This window comes from Novosphingobium sp. ES2-1 (assembly GCF_015169775.1).
GTDB classification, from domain to species: Bacteria; Pseudomonadota; Alphaproteobacteria; order Sphingomonadales; family Sphingomonadaceae; genus Novosphingobium; species Novosphingobium subterraneum.
Genome location: NZ_CP063445.1, coordinates 2,125,560 through 2,145,645, shown reverse-complemented (window position 1 = coordinate 2,145,645; position 20,086 = coordinate 2,125,560). Strand labels below are relative to the sequence as shown.

22 protein-coding genes are annotated in these 20,086 nt (G+C 62.6%); 15 read left to right on the top strand and 7 right to left on the bottom strand.

Annotation, left to right across the window (positions count from 1 at the left end; all coding sequences use genetic code 11):
* Positions 1–3: 3 nt before the first annotated feature.
* From IM701_RS10360 to IM701_RS10320, 9 genes are all read left to right on the top strand, one after another.
* Positions 4–363 carry a hypothetical protein gene (locus IM701_RS10360; protein WP_230487666.1) on the top strand — a complete coding sequence of 120 codons (360 nt, stop codon included), beginning with the start codon at positions 4–6 and terminating at the stop codon, positions 361–363.
* Complete coding sequence (locus tag IM701_RS10355) at positions 360–734, top strand: type II toxin-antitoxin system VapC family toxin (RefSeq protein WP_193826903.1); 375 nt, start codon at positions 360–362, stop codon at positions 732–734. The genes IM701_RS10360 and IM701_RS10355 overlap by 4 nt, the downstream gene beginning before the upstream one ends.
* On the top strand, positions 734–1,084 hold the full coding sequence (locus IM701_RS10350; protein ID WP_193826902.1) for a hypothetical protein: 351 nt from the start codon (positions 734–736) through the stop codon (positions 1,082–1,084). Before IM701_RS10355 ends, IM701_RS10350 begins: the two co-directional genes overlap by 1 nt.
* Positions 1,081–1,821 (top strand): tRNA (guanosine(37)-N1)-methyltransferase TrmD, encoded by a 741-nt coding sequence (trmD, locus tag IM701_RS10345; protein WP_039334739.1) that lies wholly within the window; start codon positions 1,081–1,083, stop codon positions 1,819–1,821. The genes IM701_RS10350 and trmD overlap by 4 nt, the downstream gene beginning before the upstream one ends.
* Positions 1,822–1,823: 2 nt before the next feature.
* Positions 1,824–2,192, top strand: coding sequence for a 50S ribosomal protein L19 (gene rplS, locus IM701_RS10340; protein WP_011445066.1), 369 nt, complete (start codon positions 1,824–1,826; stop codon positions 2,190–2,192).
* Positions 2,193–2,345: 153 nt separating this feature from the next.
* Complete coding sequence (locus IM701_RS10335; RefSeq protein WP_193826901.1) at positions 2,346–4,616, top strand: S9 family peptidase; 2,271 nt, start codon at positions 2,346–2,348, stop codon at positions 4,614–4,616.
* A 105-nt stretch (positions 4,617–4,721) separates the two neighbouring features.
* Entirely contained in the window at positions 4,722–5,747 is a 1,026-nt protein-coding gene (locus tag IM701_RS10330) for an aspartate-semialdehyde dehydrogenase (RefSeq protein ID WP_039334753.1), read from the top strand.
* A 7-nt stretch (positions 5,748–5,754) separates the two neighbouring features.
* A complete protein-coding gene (locus IM701_RS10325; RefSeq protein WP_193826900.1) occupies positions 5,755–6,507 on the top strand; it encodes an alpha/beta fold hydrolase in 753 nt (250 codons plus the stop codon).
* 113 nt (positions 6,508–6,620) lie between these two features.
* Positions 6,621–7,100: a YbjN domain-containing protein gene (locus IM701_RS10320; RefSeq protein ID WP_230487665.1), complete on the top strand. Its 480-nt coding sequence runs from the start codon at positions 6,621–6,623 to the stop codon at positions 7,098–7,100.
* 96 nt (positions 7,101–7,196) lie between these two features.
* On the opposite strand, the gene IM701_RS10315 is transcribed toward IM701_RS10320, so the two are convergent.
* On the bottom strand, positions 7,197–8,633 hold the full coding sequence (locus tag IM701_RS10315) for an AMP nucleosidase (RefSeq protein WP_193826899.1): 1,437 nt from the start codon (positions 8,631–8,633) through the stop codon (positions 7,197–7,199).
* Between the two features lie 133 nt (positions 8,634–8,766).
* Between IM701_RS10315 and IM701_RS10310 the strand changes: the two genes are divergently transcribed.
* Positions 8,767–9,762, top strand: a complete 996-nt coding sequence (locus IM701_RS10310; RefSeq protein ID WP_193826898.1) for an amidohydrolase family protein — start codon at positions 8,767–8,769, stop codon at positions 9,760–9,762.
* Between the two features lie 64 nt (positions 9,763–9,826).
* On the opposite strand, the gene rplI is transcribed toward IM701_RS10310, so the two are convergent.
* From rplI to rpsF, 3 genes are read right to left on the bottom strand one after another with little or no spacing between them, the layout of a single operon-like run.
* The gene (gene rplI / locus IM701_RS10305) at positions 9,827–10,426 is read right to left on the bottom strand and encodes a 50S ribosomal protein L9 (protein WP_039334765.1); all 600 of its coding nucleotides are present in this window, start codon (positions 10,424–10,426) and stop codon (positions 9,827–9,829) included.
* A gap of 12 nt (positions 10,427–10,438) precedes the next feature.
* Positions 10,439–10,663: a 30S ribosomal protein S18 gene (gene rpsR / locus IM701_RS10300; RefSeq protein ID WP_011445073.1), complete on the bottom strand. Its 225-nt coding sequence runs from the start codon at positions 10,661–10,663 to the stop codon at positions 10,439–10,441.
* 3 nt (positions 10,664–10,666) lie between these two features.
* A complete protein-coding gene (rpsF, locus tag IM701_RS10295) occupies positions 10,667–11,029 on the bottom strand; it encodes a 30S ribosomal protein S6 (RefSeq protein ID WP_039334770.1) in 363 nt (120 codons plus the stop codon).
* A 208-nt stretch (positions 11,030–11,237) separates the two neighbouring features.
* Between rpsF and IM701_RS10290 the strand changes: the two genes are divergently transcribed.
* Positions 11,238–12,014, top strand: a complete 777-nt coding sequence (locus tag IM701_RS10290) for an enoyl-CoA hydratase (protein WP_193826897.1) — start codon at positions 11,238–11,240, stop codon at positions 12,012–12,014.
* A 21-nt stretch (positions 12,015–12,035) separates the two neighbouring features.
* On the opposite strand, the gene IM701_RS10285 is transcribed toward IM701_RS10290, so the two are convergent.
* Positions 12,036–13,193, bottom strand: a complete 1,158-nt coding sequence (locus IM701_RS10285) for an acyltransferase family protein (protein ID WP_193826896.1) — start codon at positions 13,191–13,193, stop codon at positions 12,036–12,038.
* Positions 13,194–13,441: 248 nt separating this feature from the next.
* Here IM701_RS10285 and IM701_RS10280 point away from each other — a divergent pair, with 248 nt between their 5' ends.
* Positions 13,442–15,520 (top strand): EAL domain-containing protein, encoded by a 2,079-nt coding sequence (locus tag IM701_RS10280; RefSeq protein WP_230487664.1) that lies wholly within the window; start codon positions 13,442–13,444, stop codon positions 15,518–15,520.
* A 92-nt stretch (positions 15,521–15,612) separates the two neighbouring features.
* Complete coding sequence (locus tag IM701_RS10275; RefSeq protein WP_193826895.1) at positions 15,613–16,554, top strand: DUF808 domain-containing protein; 942 nt, start codon at positions 15,613–15,615, stop codon at positions 16,552–16,554.
* Between the two features lie 4 nt (positions 16,555–16,558).
* Here IM701_RS10275 and IM701_RS10270 read toward each other — a convergent pair whose 3' ends face one another.
* A complete protein-coding gene (locus IM701_RS10270; protein WP_052242402.1) occupies positions 16,559–16,927 on the bottom strand; it encodes a PilZ domain-containing protein in 369 nt (122 codons plus the stop codon).
* A 217-nt stretch (positions 16,928–17,144) separates the two neighbouring features.
* On the opposite strand from IM701_RS10270, the gene IM701_RS10265 reads away from it, so the two are divergent.
* Entirely contained in the window at positions 17,145–17,678 is a 534-nt protein-coding gene (locus IM701_RS10265; protein WP_193826894.1) for a GNAT family N-acetyltransferase, read from the top strand.
* Between the two features lie 67 nt (positions 17,679–17,745).
* On the opposite strand, the gene IM701_RS10260 is transcribed toward IM701_RS10265, so the two are convergent.
* Positions 17,746–19,215 (bottom strand): Mur ligase family protein, encoded by a 1,470-nt coding sequence (locus tag IM701_RS10260; RefSeq protein WP_370584309.1) that lies wholly within the window; start codon positions 19,213–19,215, stop codon positions 17,746–17,748.
* A gap of 41 nt (positions 19,216–19,256) precedes the next feature.
* Between IM701_RS10260 and IM701_RS10255 the strand changes: the two genes are divergently transcribed.
* Positions 19,257–20,084 carry an LD-carboxypeptidase gene (locus tag IM701_RS10255; protein WP_039334775.1) on the top strand — a complete coding sequence of 276 codons (828 nt, stop codon included), beginning with the start codon at positions 19,257–19,259 and terminating at the stop codon, positions 20,082–20,084.
* Positions 20,085–20,086: the final 2 nt, after the last annotated feature.

Here is a 20,086-nt window from a genome sequence, read left to right as displayed (position 1 = left end):
GTGATGGCACAAGACGACAAGGTCCGCGAAGAACGCAAGAAATTCAACATGCGGGTGTTCGGTTCTGCCCCTTGGCTGAAAGCCATCGAGAAGCAGCGTCACCGCACCAAGGTGTTCAGGTCGGGTAACTCTCTTGCCGTCCGCATCCCGGCTGGCACCAAGCTTTCCGCCGGAATGGAGATGGACCTTTTGGTCGAGGATGGGCAGTTCCTGTCCTACGAGCCTGTCGAGCAGCCCAAGCGGATGTTCAATATCGACAAGGTGGCGGGGTCGGCTACGAGCCTGAAGCCGATCCGGCGCGAGGATCGTATTTTCGAAGACCGCCCGCTGCGCAGTCGTGACTCTTCAAAGGACGAGCAGTGAAGTACCTGCTCGACAGCAACATCATCATCGCACTGGTCATGAACCAGGATTCGGGCGTCTATGCACGTGCATCGCAATGCGAGGCGGGTGAGATGGTGACGTCCGCCGTTTGCTATGCCGAAGTCGCCTACGGTTCTGCAAACGAGAAGCCGCCTGCGACTGAACAGCTTCGCGCGCTTGTCGAGGAAGTGCCCATACTGGACTTCGATTTCAAGGCGGCGCAGGCTTATGCCACACTCCCGTTCAAGCGCGCGAGCTATGACCGGCTGGTCGCGGCGCATGCACTGTCACACGGGTTGATCGTGGTGACGGACAACGAGGCGGACTTCCGGGATGTGCCGGGGTTGGTGGTTGAGAACTGGACGGTTTGATGTTCGATCTCAGCTCCCTCTGTGATGTATCTGGAGCCGACGAGTTACTCGTTGCCGCATGTACGGCGTTCATTGGCGCTGTTTTAGGGGCGGGAGCGAAGGTCTTGCCGTCCCTCGTTTGGCTCGGTCCACCGATTGAGGCGATGTCCTTATCCGGCTTCGGGCTGGGCTGTCCTACTCCCATTGGATTGACCATCGCGCTAGCTGTCGTAGTCTCCATGATCGTGCCCGGCGTAGAAGAGTGCGCATCTACCGATGTCATTGTCTATCCGCTGTTGGCGCTTCTGTTGGGCCCAGTCTCGATCTACGGGGCATTCTTCCTGACCTCCAAATTCAGTAGATTCAAATGACCTTCGCCGCCACCGTCCTGACTCTCTACCCCGAGATGTTCCCCGGTCCGCTCGGCGTCAGCCTTGCCGGACGCGCGTTGCGTGAGGGGACGTGGGCGATGGATGCGGTGCAGATCCGGGACTTTGCCATCGACAGGCACAAGACCGTTGACGACACGCCGGCAGGCGGCGGGGCGGGGATGGTGTTGCGGGTGGATGTGCTCGCCAAGGCGATCGACCATGCGCGGGAAGAGCATCCCGGCTGCCCGGTGATCGCCATGACGCCGCGCGGCAAGCCGCTGACGCAGGAGCGGGTGCGGGAGCTTGCCGAGGGGCCGGGCGTGATCGTCCTGTGTGGCCGTTTCGAGGGCTTCGACGAGCGCATTTTCGAAGGCCGCGACGTCGAGGAAGTCTCGGTCGGCGATATTGTTTTGTCCGGCGGCGAATGTGCCGCGCTGATGCTGCTGGACGCTTGCATTCGGCTGCTTCCCGGCGTAATGGGCGCGGCTTCTAGCGGGCATGAGGAGTCGTTCGAGAACGGCCTCCTCGAATACCCGCACTATACCCGACCCCAGGAATGGGAAGGGCGCACGATCCCTGAAGTGCTGCGATCGGGGGATCATGCGAAGATCGCGGCTTGGCGCAAGTCACAGTCCGAGATCGATACACGGTTACGCAGGCCGGACCTTTGGGAGCGCCACATCGGCGTTCGGGTCCAGTCTGCCTCTGGCGCGCAGCATGAAGTGCAGGATGATTGAAAATGAACCTGATTCAGCAGCTTGAAGCTGAAGCCATCGCCGAATTCAAGGCGAAGAAGGAAATTCCGGACTTCCGCGCTGGCGATACTGTCCGCGTTGGCGTGCGCGTCGTCGAAGGCGAGCGTACCCGCGTCCAGGCCTACGAAGGCGTGTGCATCGCGCGTTCGAACCGTGGCCTCGGCTCGAACTTCACCGTTCGCAAGATTTCGTTCGGCGAAGGCGTGGAGCGCGTGTTCCCGCTCTACTCGCCCAACATCGATTCGATTACCGTGGTGCGTCGTGGTGTCGTGCGTCGTGCGAAGCTTTACTATCTTCGTGGCCGCACGGGTAAATCGGCGCGTATTGCTGAGCGTAAGGTCACCAAGGCCTGAGCAACGCCCCGACGCGGATAACGTGTTCAGAAAGGCGTCCTGGCTCAGAGCCAGGGCGCCTTTTCTGCTTTCATACGCAACCATTTCGGGCCACCTAGGCGCATCGCAAACACGCCCCGGACTTGGAGCCGGGCCAGAGGATACCGAAAACCCATGCGTCACTTCCGCCTGCTCGCCGCCTGCGCGCTTGTCTCTTTCGTCGCTGCGCCTGCGCTTGCCCAACAGGGAACCCCGATGACCACTGCCGCGTCCGCTCCAGCCCCGGCCGAAGCGAAAGACCTGACGTTCGAGCGCGTGTTCGCCAGTCCGAGCCTCAATGGCCCGGCGCCGCGGGCGGTGAAGCTATCGCCCGATGGTCGCTACCTGACGCTGCTGCGCAACCGCGCCGACGACCGCGAGCGCTATGACCTGTGGGGCTTCGACCGCCAGACGGCTGAGTGGAAGATGCTGGTGGATTCGCTCAAGCTCTCGTCCGGCCGCCAGTTGAGCGAGGCCGAGAAGATGCAGCGCGAACGCCAGCGCATCGGCGATCTCAAGGGCATCGTGTCGTACGAGTGGAGCGCGGACGGCAAGTCTGTGCTGGTGCCGGTGGACGGCGATCTGCTGCTGGCAGGGCTCGACGGATCGGTGCGCAAGGTTGAAGGAACCAAGGGGGGCGAGCTGACGCCGAAGCTGGGGCCGAAGGGCGAGCACATCGCCTTTGTGCGCGACCGCCGTCTGTGGGCAGGGCCGGTGACCGGTGGGGCAGCGCAGGCGATCACGCCGGAAGAGGCGAATGCCGACGTCCATTGGGGCGAGGCGGAGTTTGTCGCACAGGAGGAAATGAACCGCTTCAACGGCTTCTGGTGGTCTCCCGATGAAAGCCGCATCGCGGTAGAGCGCTTTGACGAAAGCATGGTCGGCGTGGTCACGCGCGCCGCTATCGGTGCGGAAGGCACCAAGACTTTCGATCAGCGCTATCCGGCTGCGGGCACGCCCAACGCCGAAGTCTCGCTCTACGTGATGGGGCCGGATGGCTCGAACCGCGTGCAGGTCGATCTGGGCAAGGACAAGGACATCTACCTCGCCCGCGTCGACTGGGCGCCCGATGGCAAGACGCTCTACGTCCAGCGCATGAACCGTGAGCAGACCGTGCTCGACATGCTCAAGGTCGATCCTGCGACCGGTAAGTCGAGCGTGCTGTTCAGCGAGAAGGCGGCGGACAGGCACTGGATCGATCTTTCGGACAGCTATCGCTTTCTTTCGGACGGCAGCCTTGTCTGGTGGTCGCAGCGCGATGGCTTCGGGCATCTGTACCGCTTCAACAAGGGCAAGTGGAGCCAGCTGACCAAGGGTGAGTGGGTCGTCACCGGCCTGGTCGGCGTCGACGAGAAGGGCGGCAAGCTTTACCTGACGGGCACCAAGGACGACGTTCTGGCGCAACAGGTCTATGCGATGGACCTCAAGGCGCCGGGCAAGTTGACCCGTCTTACCGAACTCGGCTGGGTCAACAGCGCGGGCATGGACAAGAGCGGCCAGACGCTGATGATCACGCGATCGTCGGACGCACAGCCGGCGCAGTCCTATATTGCGGACACCACGGGCAAGCGCCTGGCGTGGATCGAGGAGAACAAGGTCACTGGCTCGCACCCCTATGCGCCCTACCTTGCCAGCCATCGTCCCGCGCAATTCGGCACCATCCCAGCGGCTGATGGCACGCCGCTGCACTACATGATGATCACGCCACCGCTGGAACCCGGCAAGAAGTACCCGGTGTTCACCTACCACTACGGCGGGCCGACCGCGCAAGTGGTAGCCAAGGGCTTCCAGGGCGCGCTGGCACAGGCGATTGTCGACAAGGGCTACATCTACTTCGCGATCGACAATCGCGGGTCGGAGAACCGCGGCGTGAAGTTCGCCTCGGCGCTGCACCACGCGATGGGCACGGTCGAGGTCGAGGACCAGCTGGCAGGCGCCAACTGGCTGAAGAAGCAGAACTTCGTCGATGCCGACAAGATCAGCACCTTCGGCTGGTCTTATGGCGGCTACATGTCGATCAAGATGCTCGAGGCCAATCCAGGCGCCTATGCGGCGGGCATTGCCGTTGCGCCGGTGACCAAGTGGCAGATGTACGACACGACCTATACCGAGCGTTACCTGGGCGATCCGAACAAGCTGCCGCAAGTTTACGAGAAGTCGAACGCGCTGGCCGACACCGGCAAGATAAGCGATCCGCTGCTCGTCATCCACGGCATGGCCGACGACAACGTGGTGTTCGAGAATGCGTCGGCGATCATCGCCAAGATGCAGGCCGAGGCGGTGCCGTTCGAGATGATGCTCTATCCCGGCTACACGCACCGCATCAGCGGGCCGAAGGTGAGCCAGCACTTGTACGAGACGATTTTCCGCTTCCTTGACCGTAATGGCGCAGGGAGTGGCAAGTAGCCTCACTTCATGGGCCTAAAGCCCAAAACACTTGGCTGGTCGGAACCAGCCGCTAGGGAACGGCCCGTCCGCTGTTGAAGGGCGGGCCGCAGGAAGGGAATGGAAATGGGTTACCGGGTTGTAGTGGTCGGTGCGACGGGGAATGTGGGCCGCGAGATGCTCAACATTCTGGCCGAGCGCGAGTTTCCCTGCGACGAGATCGCGGCGGTTGCTTCGTCGCGTTCGCAGGGCACCGAGATCGAGTTCGGCGAAACGGGCAGGATGCTGAAAGTCCAGAACGTCGACAATTTCGATTTCACCGGCTGGGACATTGCCCTGTTCGCAGCGGGTTCGGGCCCGACGCAGGTTCATGCCCCCCGCGCTGCCGCCGCAGGCTGCGTAGTGATCGACAACTCGTCGCTCTACCGCATGGACCCGGACGTGCCGCTGATCGTGCCCGAGGTTAACCCGGATGCAATCGACGGCTATACCGCGAAGAACATCATCGCCAATCCGAACTGCTCGACCGCGCAGATGGTCGTTGCATTGAAGCCGCTGCACGATGCTGCGAAGATCAAGCGCGTCGTCGTCTCGACCTATCAGTCGGTTTCCGGCGCGGGCAAGGAAGGCATGGACGAGCTGTTCGAACAGAGCCGTGCGATCTTCGTCGGCGACCCGGTCGAGCCCAGGAAGTTCACCAAGCAGATCGCCTTCAACGTGATCCCGCACATCGACGTCTTCCTTGACGATGGTTCGACCAAGGAAGAGTGGAAGATGGTCGCCGAAACCAAGAAGATCCTCGATCCCAAGGTCAAGGTCACGGCCACCTGCGTGCGCGTGCCGGTGTTCATCGGTCACTCGGAATCGCTGAATATCGAGTTCGAGAACGAGATTTCGGCCGAGGAAGCGCAGAACATCCTGCGCGAAGCGCCGGGGGTGATGCTGATCGACAAGCGCGAGAACGGCGGATACGTGACGCCGGTCGAATGCGTGGGCGATTTCGCCACTTTCGTTTCGCGCGTGCGCGAGGATTCGACCATCGACAACGGCCTGAACATCTGGTGCGTTTCGGACAACCTGCGCAAGGGTGCGGCACTGAACGCGGTGCAGATCGCCGAACTGCTCGGCCGTCGCCACCTCAAGAAGGGCTGATCATCGCATGACGGAAGCAACCACCGAGTTCTTCCCAGGCTTTGGCGGAGCGCAATTGGCGCTGCATCGCTTAGGCGCGGGAAGACCGGTGGTGCTTCTGCATGGCCTGTTTTCCTCCGCCGAGGTCAACTGGATCAAGTTCGGAACGGCGGCGAAGCTGGCCGAGGCGGGCTTCGAATGCTTCATGCCCGACCTGCGCGTGCATGGGCGCAGCGCTGCACCGCATGACCCGGCCGCCTATCCCCAGGACGTGCTGGTGCGCGATCTTGAGGCTTTGGTGGCGCATCTTGGCCTGACAGACTTCGATCTGGTCGGTTTTTCGCTGGGCTCGCGAACCGCAGCGCGCGCAGTGATTGGTGGCATGAGACCGCGCAAGTTGGTGCTTTCGGGCATGGGACTCGAAGGGCTTGCCGGCTGGGCGCGGCGGCAGGACTTCTTCCTCGACGTCATCAACCGGTTCGGCACCATCAAGCGCGACGATCCGGCATACTTCTCGCAGCAGTTCCTCAAGACCATGGGCGTTGACCGGCTGGCGGCGCGGATGCTGCTCGGCACCATGGCGGACACCGATCCGGCAGAGCTGTCCGCGATTACCATGCCGACACAGGTGCTGTGCGGCGATCAGGACAATGACAACGGATCGGCCGAACGGTTGGCCGAAGCCCTGCCCGATGCGACGCTGACGTTCATCCCCGGCACGCATATGAGTTGCGTGACACGTCCGGAAATGGGGGAGCGTCTGGCCGAATTCCTCGCCTGAGGGGACGCAAAAAAGGTTGTCAGAGCCCTCTTGCCGACAGCGTGCAATGATGGCAGCTTCGATCCCACAAACGAACGGGCCGGCAAGAGCCCTTTTCGGGATTGAGAATGCGAATGATCTGGAAGAGCCTGCTGGCGGCGGCTGCCGTCAGCGTTCTTGCCCCTTCGGCAGCTGAGGCGGCAACTGCCACCGTCAGCGCGGTAAAGCCCGAAGGTGTGGCTGAAGCGTTGAAGAACCTCGGGTATACTGCCGAACTCGCCAAAGACGCCAACGGCGATCCACTGATCAACACAGAGATCGGGGGCTGGCAGGCAGCGCTGCTGTTTTACGAATGCAACGAAAAGACCCATGACGGGTGCCAGTCGCTGCAATTCGTGGCGAATTTCACGCCCGAGAAGAAGTTCACTGCCGAAGACGCCGTGCGCTTCAACCGCAATACCCGTTTTGCCTCGGTCTCACTGGGCAAGGACGATGCCGTGATGATGACATGGGACATGGTCACCGGGAAGGGCATAGACTTCGAGGTTTTCTCCAACTCGGTCGATATGTTCCGCAGCGCCATGGATACGCTGGGCGCGGAAGTCTTCAAGTAATCAGGACCCCGCTTCGGCCACCCCGAAGCGAAGGGACGCAACCTCGGCAATCCGCAAGCAGGGCTAGCTGCTTCGGATTGCCTTTTCTTTTGTGACTTAACGAAACGGCGGTTCGTTAAAGGCGCGCAGCTTGCGGCTGTGGAGGCGGGGGCCTTCCTGTCGTAGCAGGTCACAAGCGGTCGTGCCGATGGCGAGATGGGCGGCGATGGCTTCCTCGTAGAAGCGGTTCGCCTGGCCCGGCAGTTTGATCTCCCCGTGCAGAGGCTTGTCCGAGACGCACAACAGGGTGCCGTAGGGCACGCGGAAGCGATAGCCCTGCGCGGCGATCGTGGCGCTCTCCATGTCGATGCCGACCGCGCGGCTGAGTGACAGGCGACGGGCGGAGTGGGTGTAGCGCAGTTCCCAATTGCGATCGTCGGTGGTGACGATCGTGCCGGTGCGCATGCGCTTCTTGAGATCGGTGCCGCCTTCGCCTGACACGAGCTCCGCCGCCTTCTGCAGTGCCACCTGCACTTCGGCAATTGCGGGAATAGGGATTTCGGGCGGGAGGACGGGATCAAGCACGTGGTCATCGCGCAGATAGGCGTGGGCGAGGACGTAGTCGCCGATCTTCTGGGTCGGCCGCAAGCCGCCGCAATGACCGATCATCAGCCAAGCCTCGGGGCGCAGCACCGCGAGGTGGTCGCAAATCGTCTTGGCGTTGGAGGGGCCGACGCCGATGTTCACCAGCGTGATGCCCGACTTGTCCGGCGCCACGAGGTGGTAGGCCGGCATCTGGTGACGCCGCCAGGCGGTGTCGGACAGGCGGGCGCGGGCGTTCTCGGTTCGTGCATCCAGGGAAAGGCCGCCCGCGCCGGTGAGGGCGATGAAATTCTCGCCATTGATCTGCTGCGCGGCCCAATCGACGAACTCGTCGACATAGCGGTGATAGTTGGTGAACAGAATGTAGCGCTGGAAATCGTCGATCTGCGTCCCGGTATAATGCGCCAGGCGGGCGAGACTGAAATCGGTGCGCAAGCCGTCAAACAGTGACAGCGGCAGCGGGCCATCGCCCACATCATAATCGGCATCCGCGATTTCGTCGCCGATGTGGGCGAGGTCGGTGGCGGGGAAGTGCTGCGCCAGTTCCTGCGGGTTTATACGGCCGATCTGGGCGCCATAGGCACCGTCGAGCACATAGGGGAAGGGTATTTCCTGCCGCGAGGGGCGGACCGCGATCTCGACCTCGAAGCCTTCGCGGATCAGGTCGATCTGCTCCTTCAGGTAATCGTCGAACAGCGCGGGCCGCGTGACCGTGCACGAATAGTCACCACGCTGGGTGAGACGTCCGAACGCCCTCCCTGTCGATTCATGGCTTGGCTCCGCATTGAGGCGGACGTGCAGTTCGGGGTAGCAGTAGCTGCCGTCGGTCCGCCGCTGCGAGGGGGGCAGGGTGCCGTGGTTGGCGTAGTCCGCTATGTCGGCCCTGAGCGTGGCGACGGCGTTGTCGTAGATGCGGGAAAGTTCGGCGACGATCGTTTCAGTTGTTTCCATCCCCACTTGTCTAGCGCGGCTGCGTGTCCCTGCAAAGACACAGCCATGCGCACGAAGTCAGCAATCCAAACAGATCTTGCGCCTTGCAGGCGTTCGAATGATAACGCTGTCAAATATTGGGAGAACCACGAAGATGCGCCTTGGATTGAGTTCGCTTGCGATAATCGCGCTGGTGGGAGCCGGCTCGGCCTCGGCCCAGAACACCACTGCCGCCGTGGCACCGATAATTGATGTTCACATGCACGCCATGGCCGACGCGCCCTGGGCCACGCCCGTTTGCCCGAATCAGGCGCGCTTCGAAGCCTCGGATCCGAAGAATGGACCCGAAGCACCGTTCGGCTGGTCCAGCGAGGAGTGTTCGCCCAAGCTCTATCCGGCACCCAAGGGCGAGTACATGAAGGCAGTCCTGGCCGAGATGGAGCGCCTCAATGTGCGCGGCGTCGTCTTCGGCGATGTCGAGGCGGTGAAGACGTGGCAGGCGGCGGCGCCGGCGCGCGTCATTCCAGGAACTGCGTTCGGCCGGGTTGAAGGCGGGGATCCAGCCAAGCAGCTCAAGATGCTGGAGGTTGCCTTCACCAAGGAGGGCTTCAAGGTCATGGGCGAGATCGGCTTGCAGTACGAAGGCATATCGCCATCGGACATGCGCGTCGATCAGTACTTCGCGCTGGCAGAGAAGCTGGACATTCCGGTGGCGATACACATGGGCACGGGCGGTTCTGGCCGCGCCAACATTGCGATGCCGACGTATCGCGGCTCGATGGGCAACCCGCTGTTGCTGGAGGAATTGCTGGCGCGACACCCGAAGCTGCGGGTGCAGGTGATGCATGCCGGGTATCCGATGATCGACAACATGCTGACGCTGCTGCAGGCCAACAGCCACGTCTATGTCGATATTGCCGGACTGATCTGGAGCTACCCGCGCAAGGACGTGAACCGCTACATCGAGCGGCTTGTCGATGCCGGCTTTGGCGACCGCGTGATGTACGGGACGGACCAGCTCGCATGGCCTGGGCTGATGGCTTACTCGATCGGGCTGATCCAGAACGCGGACTATCTGAGCCCAGAGCAGAAGCGCGACATTCTCTACAACAATGCCGCGCGCTTCCTGCGGCTGGAACCTGCGAAGTAAGGCCAAAGAAAAAGGGGCGCCCCGAAGGACGCCCCCAATTCTGTTGCCGAAAAGCGATGAAGCCTCAGGCTTCGGTCGCTTCCTCGCCGCCTTCCAGCAGCTCGGCCGGGATTTCGCCCGGTTCTGCGTTCGGATCGTAGGCTTCGGTGAAGCCGCCGGTCTCGTTGTCGAACATCGCGTCGATGACGTTGACGCCCTTCGACTGCAGTTCGGCTTCGTCGGGCGAACGCGCGACGTTGACCTTGACGTTCACCGAGACTTCCGGGTGCAGCGAGACCTTGACGTCGTAGACGCCGAGGGTCTTGATCGGGCGTTCGAGCACGATCATGGCCTTGCTGACCTTGGCGCCCTGTTCGACCAGAGCGTCGGCGATGTCGCGAACCGAGACCGAGCCGTAAAGCTGGCCAGCGTTCGAAGCGGCGCGGATGAGCACGACTTCCTTGCCTTCGACGTTGCCCGATTCATTCTGGGCGTCTTCGCGGCGGGCGGCGTTTTCGGCTTCGATGCGGGCGCGGTTGGCTTCGAAGACCTTGCGGTTGGCTTCGTTGGCGCGCAGGGCCTTCTTGTTGGGAAGAAGGAAGTTGCGGGCGTAGCCGTCCTTCACGGTGACTTCGTCACCGATCGAACCCAGCTTCTCGATGCGCTCGAGCAGGATGATCTGCATGGATAGCGCTCCTTACTTCACGATGTAGGGCAGGAGGCCGATGTGCCGGGCGCGCTTGATCGCCTGGCTCAGCTCACGCTGCTTCTTCGCCGAAACGGCGGTGATGCGCGACGGAACGATCTTGCCACGCTCGGACATGAAGCCCTGCAGCAGGCGCACGTCCTTGTAGTCGATCTTCGGCGCGTTCTTGCCCGAGAACGGGCAGCTCTTGCGGCGACGGAAAAACGGACGAGCCATGTCTTATTCCCCTTCGCGTTCGCGGCGACGGCTGCGCTCGCGATCGTTCTTGCGCATCATCACGGACGGGCCGGCTTCATGCTCGTCAACGCGGACGGTCATGTAGCGGATCACGTCTTCGTTGATCTGCGTTTGACGCTCGAGCTCGGCGATCACGTCGCCCGAAGCTTCGATGTTCAGCAGCACGAAGTGCGCCTTGCGGTTCTTCTGGATCTTGTATGCCAGCGAACGGAGGCCCCAGGTCTCGGTCTTGGTGACCTTGCCGTTGTTGCTCTCGACGATTTCGGTGGCGGCGGCCGCGAGCGTATCAACCTGAGCCTGGCTCAGATCCTGGCGCGCGAGAAAGACATGCTCGTAAAGCGGCATGCTTCGTGCTTCCTTATCTAACTAACCGATCGCTGGCTTGTCCGCGGGATTGCGGGGCCCCTCCGGCTTTCTTCGGTTTTCACGGGACATCCCGCGAAGGGGCGGCGCATAGCGATTCTGGCGTGGAAAGCAAGCCTGAACTTGGTCGGCAGTGGCTTGCCAAGGCCTGATGACTTGCCTTTAATCGCCCCCTTAAGGGAGATGCAGGATGCTGGTCAAAGTCGAACGCCACGATGCCGTGGCCGTGGTTACGCTCAACCGCCCGGAAGCGATGAACGCCTTGTCTTCGGCTATGCGCGCCAAACTGGCGCAGGTGATGCGCGATGTCGATGCGGACGAAAGCATCCGCGCGGTTGTGCTGACGGGAGAAGGGGAGCGTGCGTTCACGGCTGGGCTCGATCTCAAGGAGCTTGGGTCCGATACCTCGAAGCTGGGCGATGCCAACGCCGGTGAGGCCGAACGCAATCCGGTCAAGGCGGTGGAGCAGTGCCGCAAACCGGTGATCGGTGCGATCAATGGTGTGGCCATCACCGGTGGCTTCGAACTGGCGCTGGCATGTGATGTGCTGATCGCCAGCCAGAATGCGCGCTTTGCCGATACCCATGGGCGCGTCGGAATCATGCCCGGCTGGGGGCTCTCGCAGAAGCTCTCGCGGATGATTGGCATTTCGCGAGCGAAAGAGCTGTCGCTGACGGGCAACTTCATCAGTGCAGATCAGGCCTGCGCCTGGGGGCTGGTGAACCGCGTGGTTCCGACAGCAGACCTCCTGTCCACATGCATTGCGCTGGCGCAGGACATGGCAAGCATCGAGCCGCGTATGACAACGGCTTACAAGGCCTTGATCGACGACGGCTACGCCTTGGCCTTCGCTGAGGCACTGGCGCTTGAAGGCCAGGTCTCCCGAGCAATGAACGGGAAGGTCGATGCGAGGCAAGTCGAAGCGCGCCGCCGCGAGGTAATGGAGCGGGGCCGCGCGCAGGGGTAAGGGGGCCGCCGGCCATGCTCGTCAGAAGCGCGCAGGCGAAACCGGCGGGGCAGCAGAGGCGGTCTGCTTCAATGGGGCGCCACAGAACAGGATCGAGGTCAGGTTTGTGGTGCGGACGGCGAGGTAGCTCAAGACCGCCAGCAGCAGGACAGCGCCGGCGCTGACCAGCCATTGGGCCTCGGTCGGCAGGGGTAGTGACCGTGCCTGCGGCAGGACGATCATCGCCCAGACCAAGTGGAAGAGATAGATCGCCAGTGCGCCGTTGACGAAGAAGGTCACGACCTTGCTCGGTCCTCTCACTGCCCAGGCCAGCAGGCGAAACAGCGCAAGCGACATAAGATAGGCCAGCGGCAGTTCGAGCGCGCGCAGCGCCAGCGTCCCGGCGAGGTCAGGATAGATTTCCTTGCCCAGCGCAGGTCGGATAAGCGGATCGAGCGGGACGTAGGGTACCAGCAGCACTGCGATGCCGGGAATGATCCAGCGGCTGCGCAGCGCGAAGATATGCTCGCCAAGCTGGCCGTGCCAGGCCACCACACCAAGCGCGAACCCCGCGGCGTGGAACACGTATTGCTGCCACAGCAGGGTCTCGCTCGGCGCGTTCGGGATCGGCGGGACCTGTTCGATTGCGTAACGCAACAGGCCCCACAGCGCGAGCGAGGCCAGCAAGACCAGCCCTCCGGGGCCTTCGAGCAGCATGGCGCGCCGGACACCGGAGCCGGGCTTCAAGCGCTGCATCGGCATGGCGGCATAGGTGACGCAGAAGCCCAGCAGCACGACCAGAAACCAAAGGTGATCGAGCGCCAGGGGCAGTCCGAGAAAGGTCGGCGATGCCTTGTGCAGTAGCAGGTCCTGCAAGCGGAACTGCACCGCGCCGAGTGTGATAAGGCTCGCCGCGAATGGCAGGCCAAGCCGCCGGGCCCGCTCCGCCAGCCACGCTTTCGTGCCTTTCCGTTCGCGGATCATGCCAGCAAAATACCCGGCCAGCATGAAGAAGGCGAACATGCGGAACACGTGTGTCAGCGAGGCCCAGCCACCGATCACCAGCGATTGCTGGAAGTCTGTTGCGGGCGGTGCGCTCTCGAAGATCGCCTTGGTCGCGACGTGAAAAGGCAGGCCCAGCAGCAGCAGCAAGGCACGGGCGGCATCGAGATGGTGCAGGCGTTTCGCGGGCGAGGACATCGTCGCGCTCTAGCGGTTCCCGCCCGTCTAAGCGAGATAGGCATTCCTATCGGTGGCATCGTCGATGGGCGGACGGCGTTAGGGTGAAAGTAACCACCGCCGTTTAGTCTGAGACGCTGAAAATCCTGCAACTTTTGCTTGAACGAAACTGTCTGATGGTCAGAGGCATATTCAGGGGGCTGGTAAAGCCGGGGGTAGTAGCAAGCGCTGACTGCCCTTCCGCGAAGCCCCCTGCCGGCTCTCCGGCCATGGATCATGTCGATTCAGCGGTCCGGCTTGCGGTTCTGGACGGGTTCGAAGAGGGCGGTCTGGGCTGGCTTTGGGCCACGGACGGCGAAGGCCGGTTGAGCTATATCACGCAGACGATTCTCGACCATGCACAGTCGTATATCGGGCGCCCTTTTCCGAGCGTGGTCGAAACCGACAACAGCGCCGCCGCAGGCCAGCCATCGCGTTCCCTGGCTTTCCAGTTCTCTGCCCACAGCCGGATATCGGATGTCATCGTGCGCTTTGCCGTCCGCCGTGATGACCAGCGTTGGTGGTCCTTGTCCGGACAGCCAAGGTACACGCCGGAAGGCACATTCACCGGTTACGTGGGCTTTGCCCGTGACGTGACGCAGGAATATGCGCGGCAACGCGAGGATGAACGCGCCGCCGAATTCGATTCACTCACCGGTCTTTTCAACCGGCACCGCATGACGCGCAAGCTTGATGCCATACTGGCGGCCTACCGCGCTTCCGGCCGCTGCTGCAGCTTGTTGATGCTCGATCTCGACAAGTTCAAGCACGTCAACGATACGATGGGCCATCCCGCCGGGGACGAACTGCTGCGCCAGGTGGCCGAACGCCTGCGCAAGGTAGTCGGGGATCGTGGCGATATCGGCCGCCTCGGCGGTGACGAGTTCGAGGTCATCCTGCCCGACATCGAAGATCGTGGCCGTTTGGGCGAGATTGCCTCCAAGCTGATCCAGATGATCTCGCAGCCCTATGTCATCGAAGGCAAGCGTGCAGTCATCGGCACTTCGGTTGGTGTTGCCGTGGCGCCGCACGATGGCGAGGACCGCGAAGCGCTGGTGGCATCGGCCGACCTTGCGCTCTATGCCGCCAAGAACGGCGGTCGGGGGCAATTCCGCTTCTTTTCGGCCGAGCTCAAGGACGAGGCGCAGGAGCGCACGATCCTCACCGAAGATCTGCGGGAAGCACTGGGGCGCGGTGAACTGGAACTGCATTACCAGCCTGTCGTCCGGATTGCCGACAACTACGTGGTGGGATTCGAGGCGCTGATGCGCTGGAATCATCCCGAACGGGGACCCATCGCGCCTTCGGTGTTCATTCCGATCGCCGAAGAGAGCAACCTCATCGTTCCCTTGGGGGAATGGGCCTTGCGGCAGGCTTGCGCCGATGCAGCCCAGTGGCCGGACAATGTGCGCTTGTCGGTCAACGTCTCGGCCGTGCAGTTTGCCGTGTCCGGTTTCGTCAATGCAGTGGCGTCTGCAGTGGCGGCGAGCGGGATCGATCCGGAGCGTCTGGAGCTCGAACTGACCGAAACCGTGTTCATGCGGGACAGCGAAGCGGTTGACGAGGTGCTTGCGTCGCTGAAAGGGCTGGGTGTGCGCCTTGCCCTCGATGACTTCGGAACGGGCTACTCCTCGCTCAGCTATCTGCGTTCGGCTCCGTTCGACAAGCTCAAGATCGACCGCAGCTTTGTCGAGACTTGTGCGGCTAAGGACAACAACAGCGCCAAGATCATCTCCGCGATCATCGGTCTGGCCGAGGCGCTCGGCATGGAGACGACGGTTGAAGGCGTCGAGGCGTTCGACCAGCTCGACGTGGTGAAGAAGCGGGGGGCCAAGCTCGTGCAGGGACACCTGTTTGCCCGTGCCATGCCTCTGGCCGAGGTGGAGGCAAAACTCGAGAGCGGCGATCTGAAGCTAGAGCCCAACGGTCCGAAGCGGCATCGCCCGGAAAGAAGGTCGGTATTCCGCCGCGTGACAGTGATCCATGAGGACCACCGCTACGAAGCCGTCATGCGCGACCTTTCTCGTACCGGTGCGCGGATCGACGGCTTGCTCGGCGTGCCGGTAGGGACCAGCCTTGTCGTCGACCTGGGCGGGGGGCAGCTGGTCGTCTCTATGGTGGTGCGTTCGGAGGAGGCGGTGATCGGCGTCGAATTCGAACAGCCCCTGACCAGCGATGGCGCTGGTGGCTTGTGCACACGTCACCGGGTGCCGCCATCGACGTTACAAGCTGCGGGCGCTGCTGCCGAACCGAAAGGCAAACCACGCTTCATCCAGGTTGCCGTGCCGGGCTCGCGCGAGAGAACCTGACAAAATTGCGCTGAACGGGACCCTTGCACTCGTCTCATCGTTCCCGCACATCGCACTTTCGATTTTCCGCCTCTGCAAGGATCCCACCCAGAATGCCTACCGGCCTTGTCGCCCTGCTTGACGACGTGTCCGTCATCGCCCGTGCCGCTGCTGCCTCGCTTGACGATGTGAGTGCCGCCGCAGCTAAGGCCGGGACCAAGGCCGCAGGCGTGGTCATCGACGACGCGGCGGTGACCCCCTCATACGTGACCGAGTTCACCCCGGATCGCGAATTGCCGGTGATCGCGCGCATCGCAAAGGGCAGTCTGTTCAACAAGCTGGTGATCCTGCTGCCTGCAGCTCTGTTGCTCAGCGCGTTCCTGCCATGGGCGATCACGCCCTTGCTGATGGCCGGGGGGCTGTTCCTCTGCTTCGAGGGGGCGGAGAAGCTTCTGGAAAAGCTGGGGGCTGAGAAACATGGCCAGACCCTGGAAGACCAGCCAGCCGATGCAGCGTCATTCGAGAATGAACGCGTTTCCGGTGCGGTGCGGACAGACCTGATCCTGTCGGCCGAGATCATGGCGATCGCCCTGGCCGAAGTGGCTGATCAGGGCATCATTCAGCAGGCGCTGATTCTGGCGCTCGTCGGTGTGGTCATCACCATCGCGGTTTATGGCACCGTCGGCTTCATCGTGAAGATGGACGATATCGGACTGCATCTTGTGAAGCGGACCTCGGCCACGGCCAAGGCCATCGGCGGGTTTCTTCTGCGAGCGATGCCAGTGTTGCTGGCAGTGCTGGCCACGGTCGGCACGGCGGCGATGCTTTGGGTCGGCGGCGGCATCATCCTCCATGGGCTGGAGGTTCTGGGCATCTCGGGGCCGGCACACCTTGCACACGAGGCGCAGCATTGGGTGGAGCATGCAACGGGCGCACTTGGTGGAGTGCTGGGCTGGCTCACCTACGCGGTGCTTTCTGCCTTGGTCGGCGTGGTGCTTGGTACGATCGTCGCCTTTGTCGTGCATGCCATAGGCAAGGCGCGCGGAAAGCACTGACGCTTCAGGCTGCGCGGCGGACGGGCGCCTGCTTCGGCGAATGCCCCTCGCGATAGTGGCGGATGGCAAACTCGCTCACCAGGCGTTCGAACACAGCGTCGTGCAGGCGATGTTCGAACTCCAGCCCCGAGACCCGATCCCGGCTCCACACCACGAACGCCAGCTTGGGCTGGAGGCCCGGCAGCATCAGGTAGAGCGGTTCGTCGATCCGCAGCTTCTCGAGTCCCTCGATCCTCGCGCCGTAAGGATTGAGATCCTTAAGCATAACCGTTGACCGTGTTGCGCCGTGCTTGCAGCGAACCGGAAGCTCGATTCCCACGCGTGAGGCGCGGCGCTTTACATCGAGTTCTTCGGAACTGGTATCCAGCCACATGACAGGTCCTCCTCTGGTATTAACCACATGGATAAGGACGGAGCGTCGGGACAGGATTTCAGGGCGGTACGTGTTTGCCACAAGACCCGTGCGTCAGTTGCAAGCGGCACAGCTTGATTTGCAAGTGTAACGCGAGGCCAGCTTGCGCTGGATCAAGGCTCCGACTGTTGAGGGCATTAATCACGCATCAGCTTCACAGGATGCCAAGGAGATCCTCATGACCGCCGCAAGCCTTGCCGAACTCGCCCCGCTTCGTCCCTTTGCAACGCGCGACGGCACGCGCCTGGATGTGCGTGCGGCCTTTTCCGAAGACGAGGCGGTGCTGGAAAGCTTCTTCGAAAACGTCAGCGCTGAGGACCGCCGCTTCCGTTTTCTCGCAGCAAGCCGCCATGTCGGACACGACCAGCTCTATCCACTGACCCATTGCGATCACTGGCGCACTGAAAGCTTCCTGGCATTTGATCATGAGAGCGGGGTGCTCGTAGCCTCGGCGGTACTCGCCTGCGACGCCAAGATGGAGACCGGGGAAATCGCCGTCTCGATCCGCAACGACTGGCGCGGTCGCGGCATCGGCTGGGCGATGCTCGACCTGCTTGGTGAAGAAGCGCGCAAGCGCGGGCTGCGGCGCGTGATCTCGATCGAGGATCGTGACAACCATGCCGCCATCGAACTTGAGCGCGAACGCGGCTTCGTGCCCCGTGCCATCGATGGGGACCCGCGCCTCGTGCTGCTGGAAAAGCGCTTCGACTGACGCAGTTCCTCGGGTCGCATCGAGGCTGCAGCCGGGGCAGGGGAAGGCCTGCTCCGGCTTTTGTTACTCAGGGTAATCGGGCGAGCATATCCCGCGCAAACAGCGAAAGCGTGTCGTCGCGCGCGCCCATGATTACGATCCGGTCGCCCGGGCGGGCAAGGGCAACGATCCGGTCGGCGCAATCATCGCGCGAGGGGAGGTATTCGGCCTGCCCGCCATGCTCGCGGATCATGCCGACGATGCGCTCTGACCCGACCGAGCGATCCACCGTTCCACCGAAGTAGACAGGATCGCACAGGATCGTGACGTCTTCCGGAGACAGTCGGGTCGCCAGGACTTCTGCGAGTTCGTGGCCCATCTGTCGCAGCGGACCATAGCCGTGCGGCTGGAAGAACGTGATCACCCGGCCCGGGTGGGCCTTGAGGGTGGCGAGAGTGGCCGCGACCTTTTCAGGGTTATGACCGAAATCGTCGATGACCGTGATCCCGCCGGCGCTGGTGCCGACGATGTCGAAGCGGCGGGCCAAGCCGGAAAAGCCTGCAAGGTGCCGAACACCGTCGTTCAGCGGTACTCCGGCGGCCTGCGCTGCAGCAAGGGCCGCCAGCGCATTGGCAAGGTTGTGGCGGCCCGGCACCTTGAGCGTGAGCGGATAGGCGGCGCCGTCGTTGCGGTCGATGACCGTCGCGGAGATTGAAGTGGGCCCTTCCGCAATCGTGCCTGGTTCTACGAAGATGCGCGCATTGCCTGCAAACCCGAACGTCACTGCCTTGTTGGCGCGATGTACCAGTGCAAGGCTTTCCGGGTCATCGGCGTTGATTACTGCAATCGCCGCCCGGCCGAGGAAATCGCCAAACAACTCGTGCAGTTCCTCAAGGCTCTTGTGATCGAGACTGACGTTGTTCAGCACTGCAATCGAAGGTTCGTAGAGCGCGATGGAGCCATCGCTCTCGTCAACCTCCGAAACAAAAATGCCGCCAGAGCCGACTCTTGCTGAGGCGAACGGTGCATCCGCCGCAACAAAGTTCTTCATCACCGCGCCGTTCATGATCGTGGGATCCCGCCCTGCGGCGGTGAGGATCCACCCGATCATCCCCGTCACGGTGGATTTGCCGCTGGTGCCGCCCACCGCAATGCTATGCGCACTCGCGTTGAACAGTCTCGACAGCAACTCTGCGCGGCTCATACGCTCACAGCCGAGCGCCTTGGCTTGGACGACTTCGGGGACAGTATCCTCGACAGCCGCCGAGGCTACGAGCACTTGGCCTGCCGAGGTCAGGCCTGAACCATCCTGCGCATACAGCTTAAAGCCGAGCGTTTCCAGCCATGCGAACTTCTCCGGCGTCCTGCCCTGATCGCGGCTGCGGTCAGACCCTGCAACCTGGGCCCCCATTCCCCGCAGGATCAGCGCGAGCGGCAACATCCCCGAGCCGCCGATCCCGCAAAAGAACCAGTTGCGCGTGGTGAGATCGGAAGGGGCTTCAGGATCGGTCGTGGTCATGCCCTTGCGGTATGCGCCCGCGCGGCTGGTGACAACCATCCGATTGCCGCTTTTACCGCAGCGGAGAAACCGGCTAGGGAATGCGGGTGACCAGACGCATCGCCATCTGCGCGCCTTCGACGCCGTTCACACGGGAAGACGCCGCGCGCGTGATTGCCTTGGCCGAGGCGGAATCCCCCGAACTCGAACTTGTTTTCCACGAACAGTGCTTTGTCAGCGATGGGCACTTCGCCGGATCGGACGCACTGCGGCGCGCAGCATTCGTCGAATGCGCCAATGATCCCGCGTTCGAGGCGGTTTGGTTCGTGCGCGGTGGTTACGGCGCCAATCGCATCGCCATGGATGCGTTGCCCGAGCTCAGCGCGTCGGCCTATGACAAGCAGTATCTGGGCTACTCGGACGGCGGGACTTTGCTCGGACTACTGTACCGCGCCGGCATTGGCCGGCAGGTCCATGCACCTATGCCGGTCGATCTGCGCCGGCCGGGCGGCGAGGCTGCTGTCCTGCGCACGCTGGATTGGCTAAACGGAGGTCGTGCCGGCCTTGAACCTTCGCTTGCCGGCGGGAAGCCCGCCGTCGCATTCAACCTGATGACGCTCGCAATGCTGTGCGGAACGCCACTGATGCCGAATCTTTCCGGGCACGTCGTGATGGTCGAGGAGGTTGCCGAGTACCTCTATGCGGTGGACCGGCTGCTGTTCCATGTCACCGGCAGCCTTTCCTTGGTTGGCGTGGCAGGGCTTCGCCTTGGCCGCGTCAGCGACGTGCCTGAAAACGACCGCCCCTTCGGTTGCGAGGTCGAGGACATGGCGCGACACTGGTGCTCGCGCACCGGGATCGCCTATCTCGGGCAGGCCGACATCGGCCACGATATCGACAACAAGATCGTCCCGTTCGGGCTTGCCTGAAG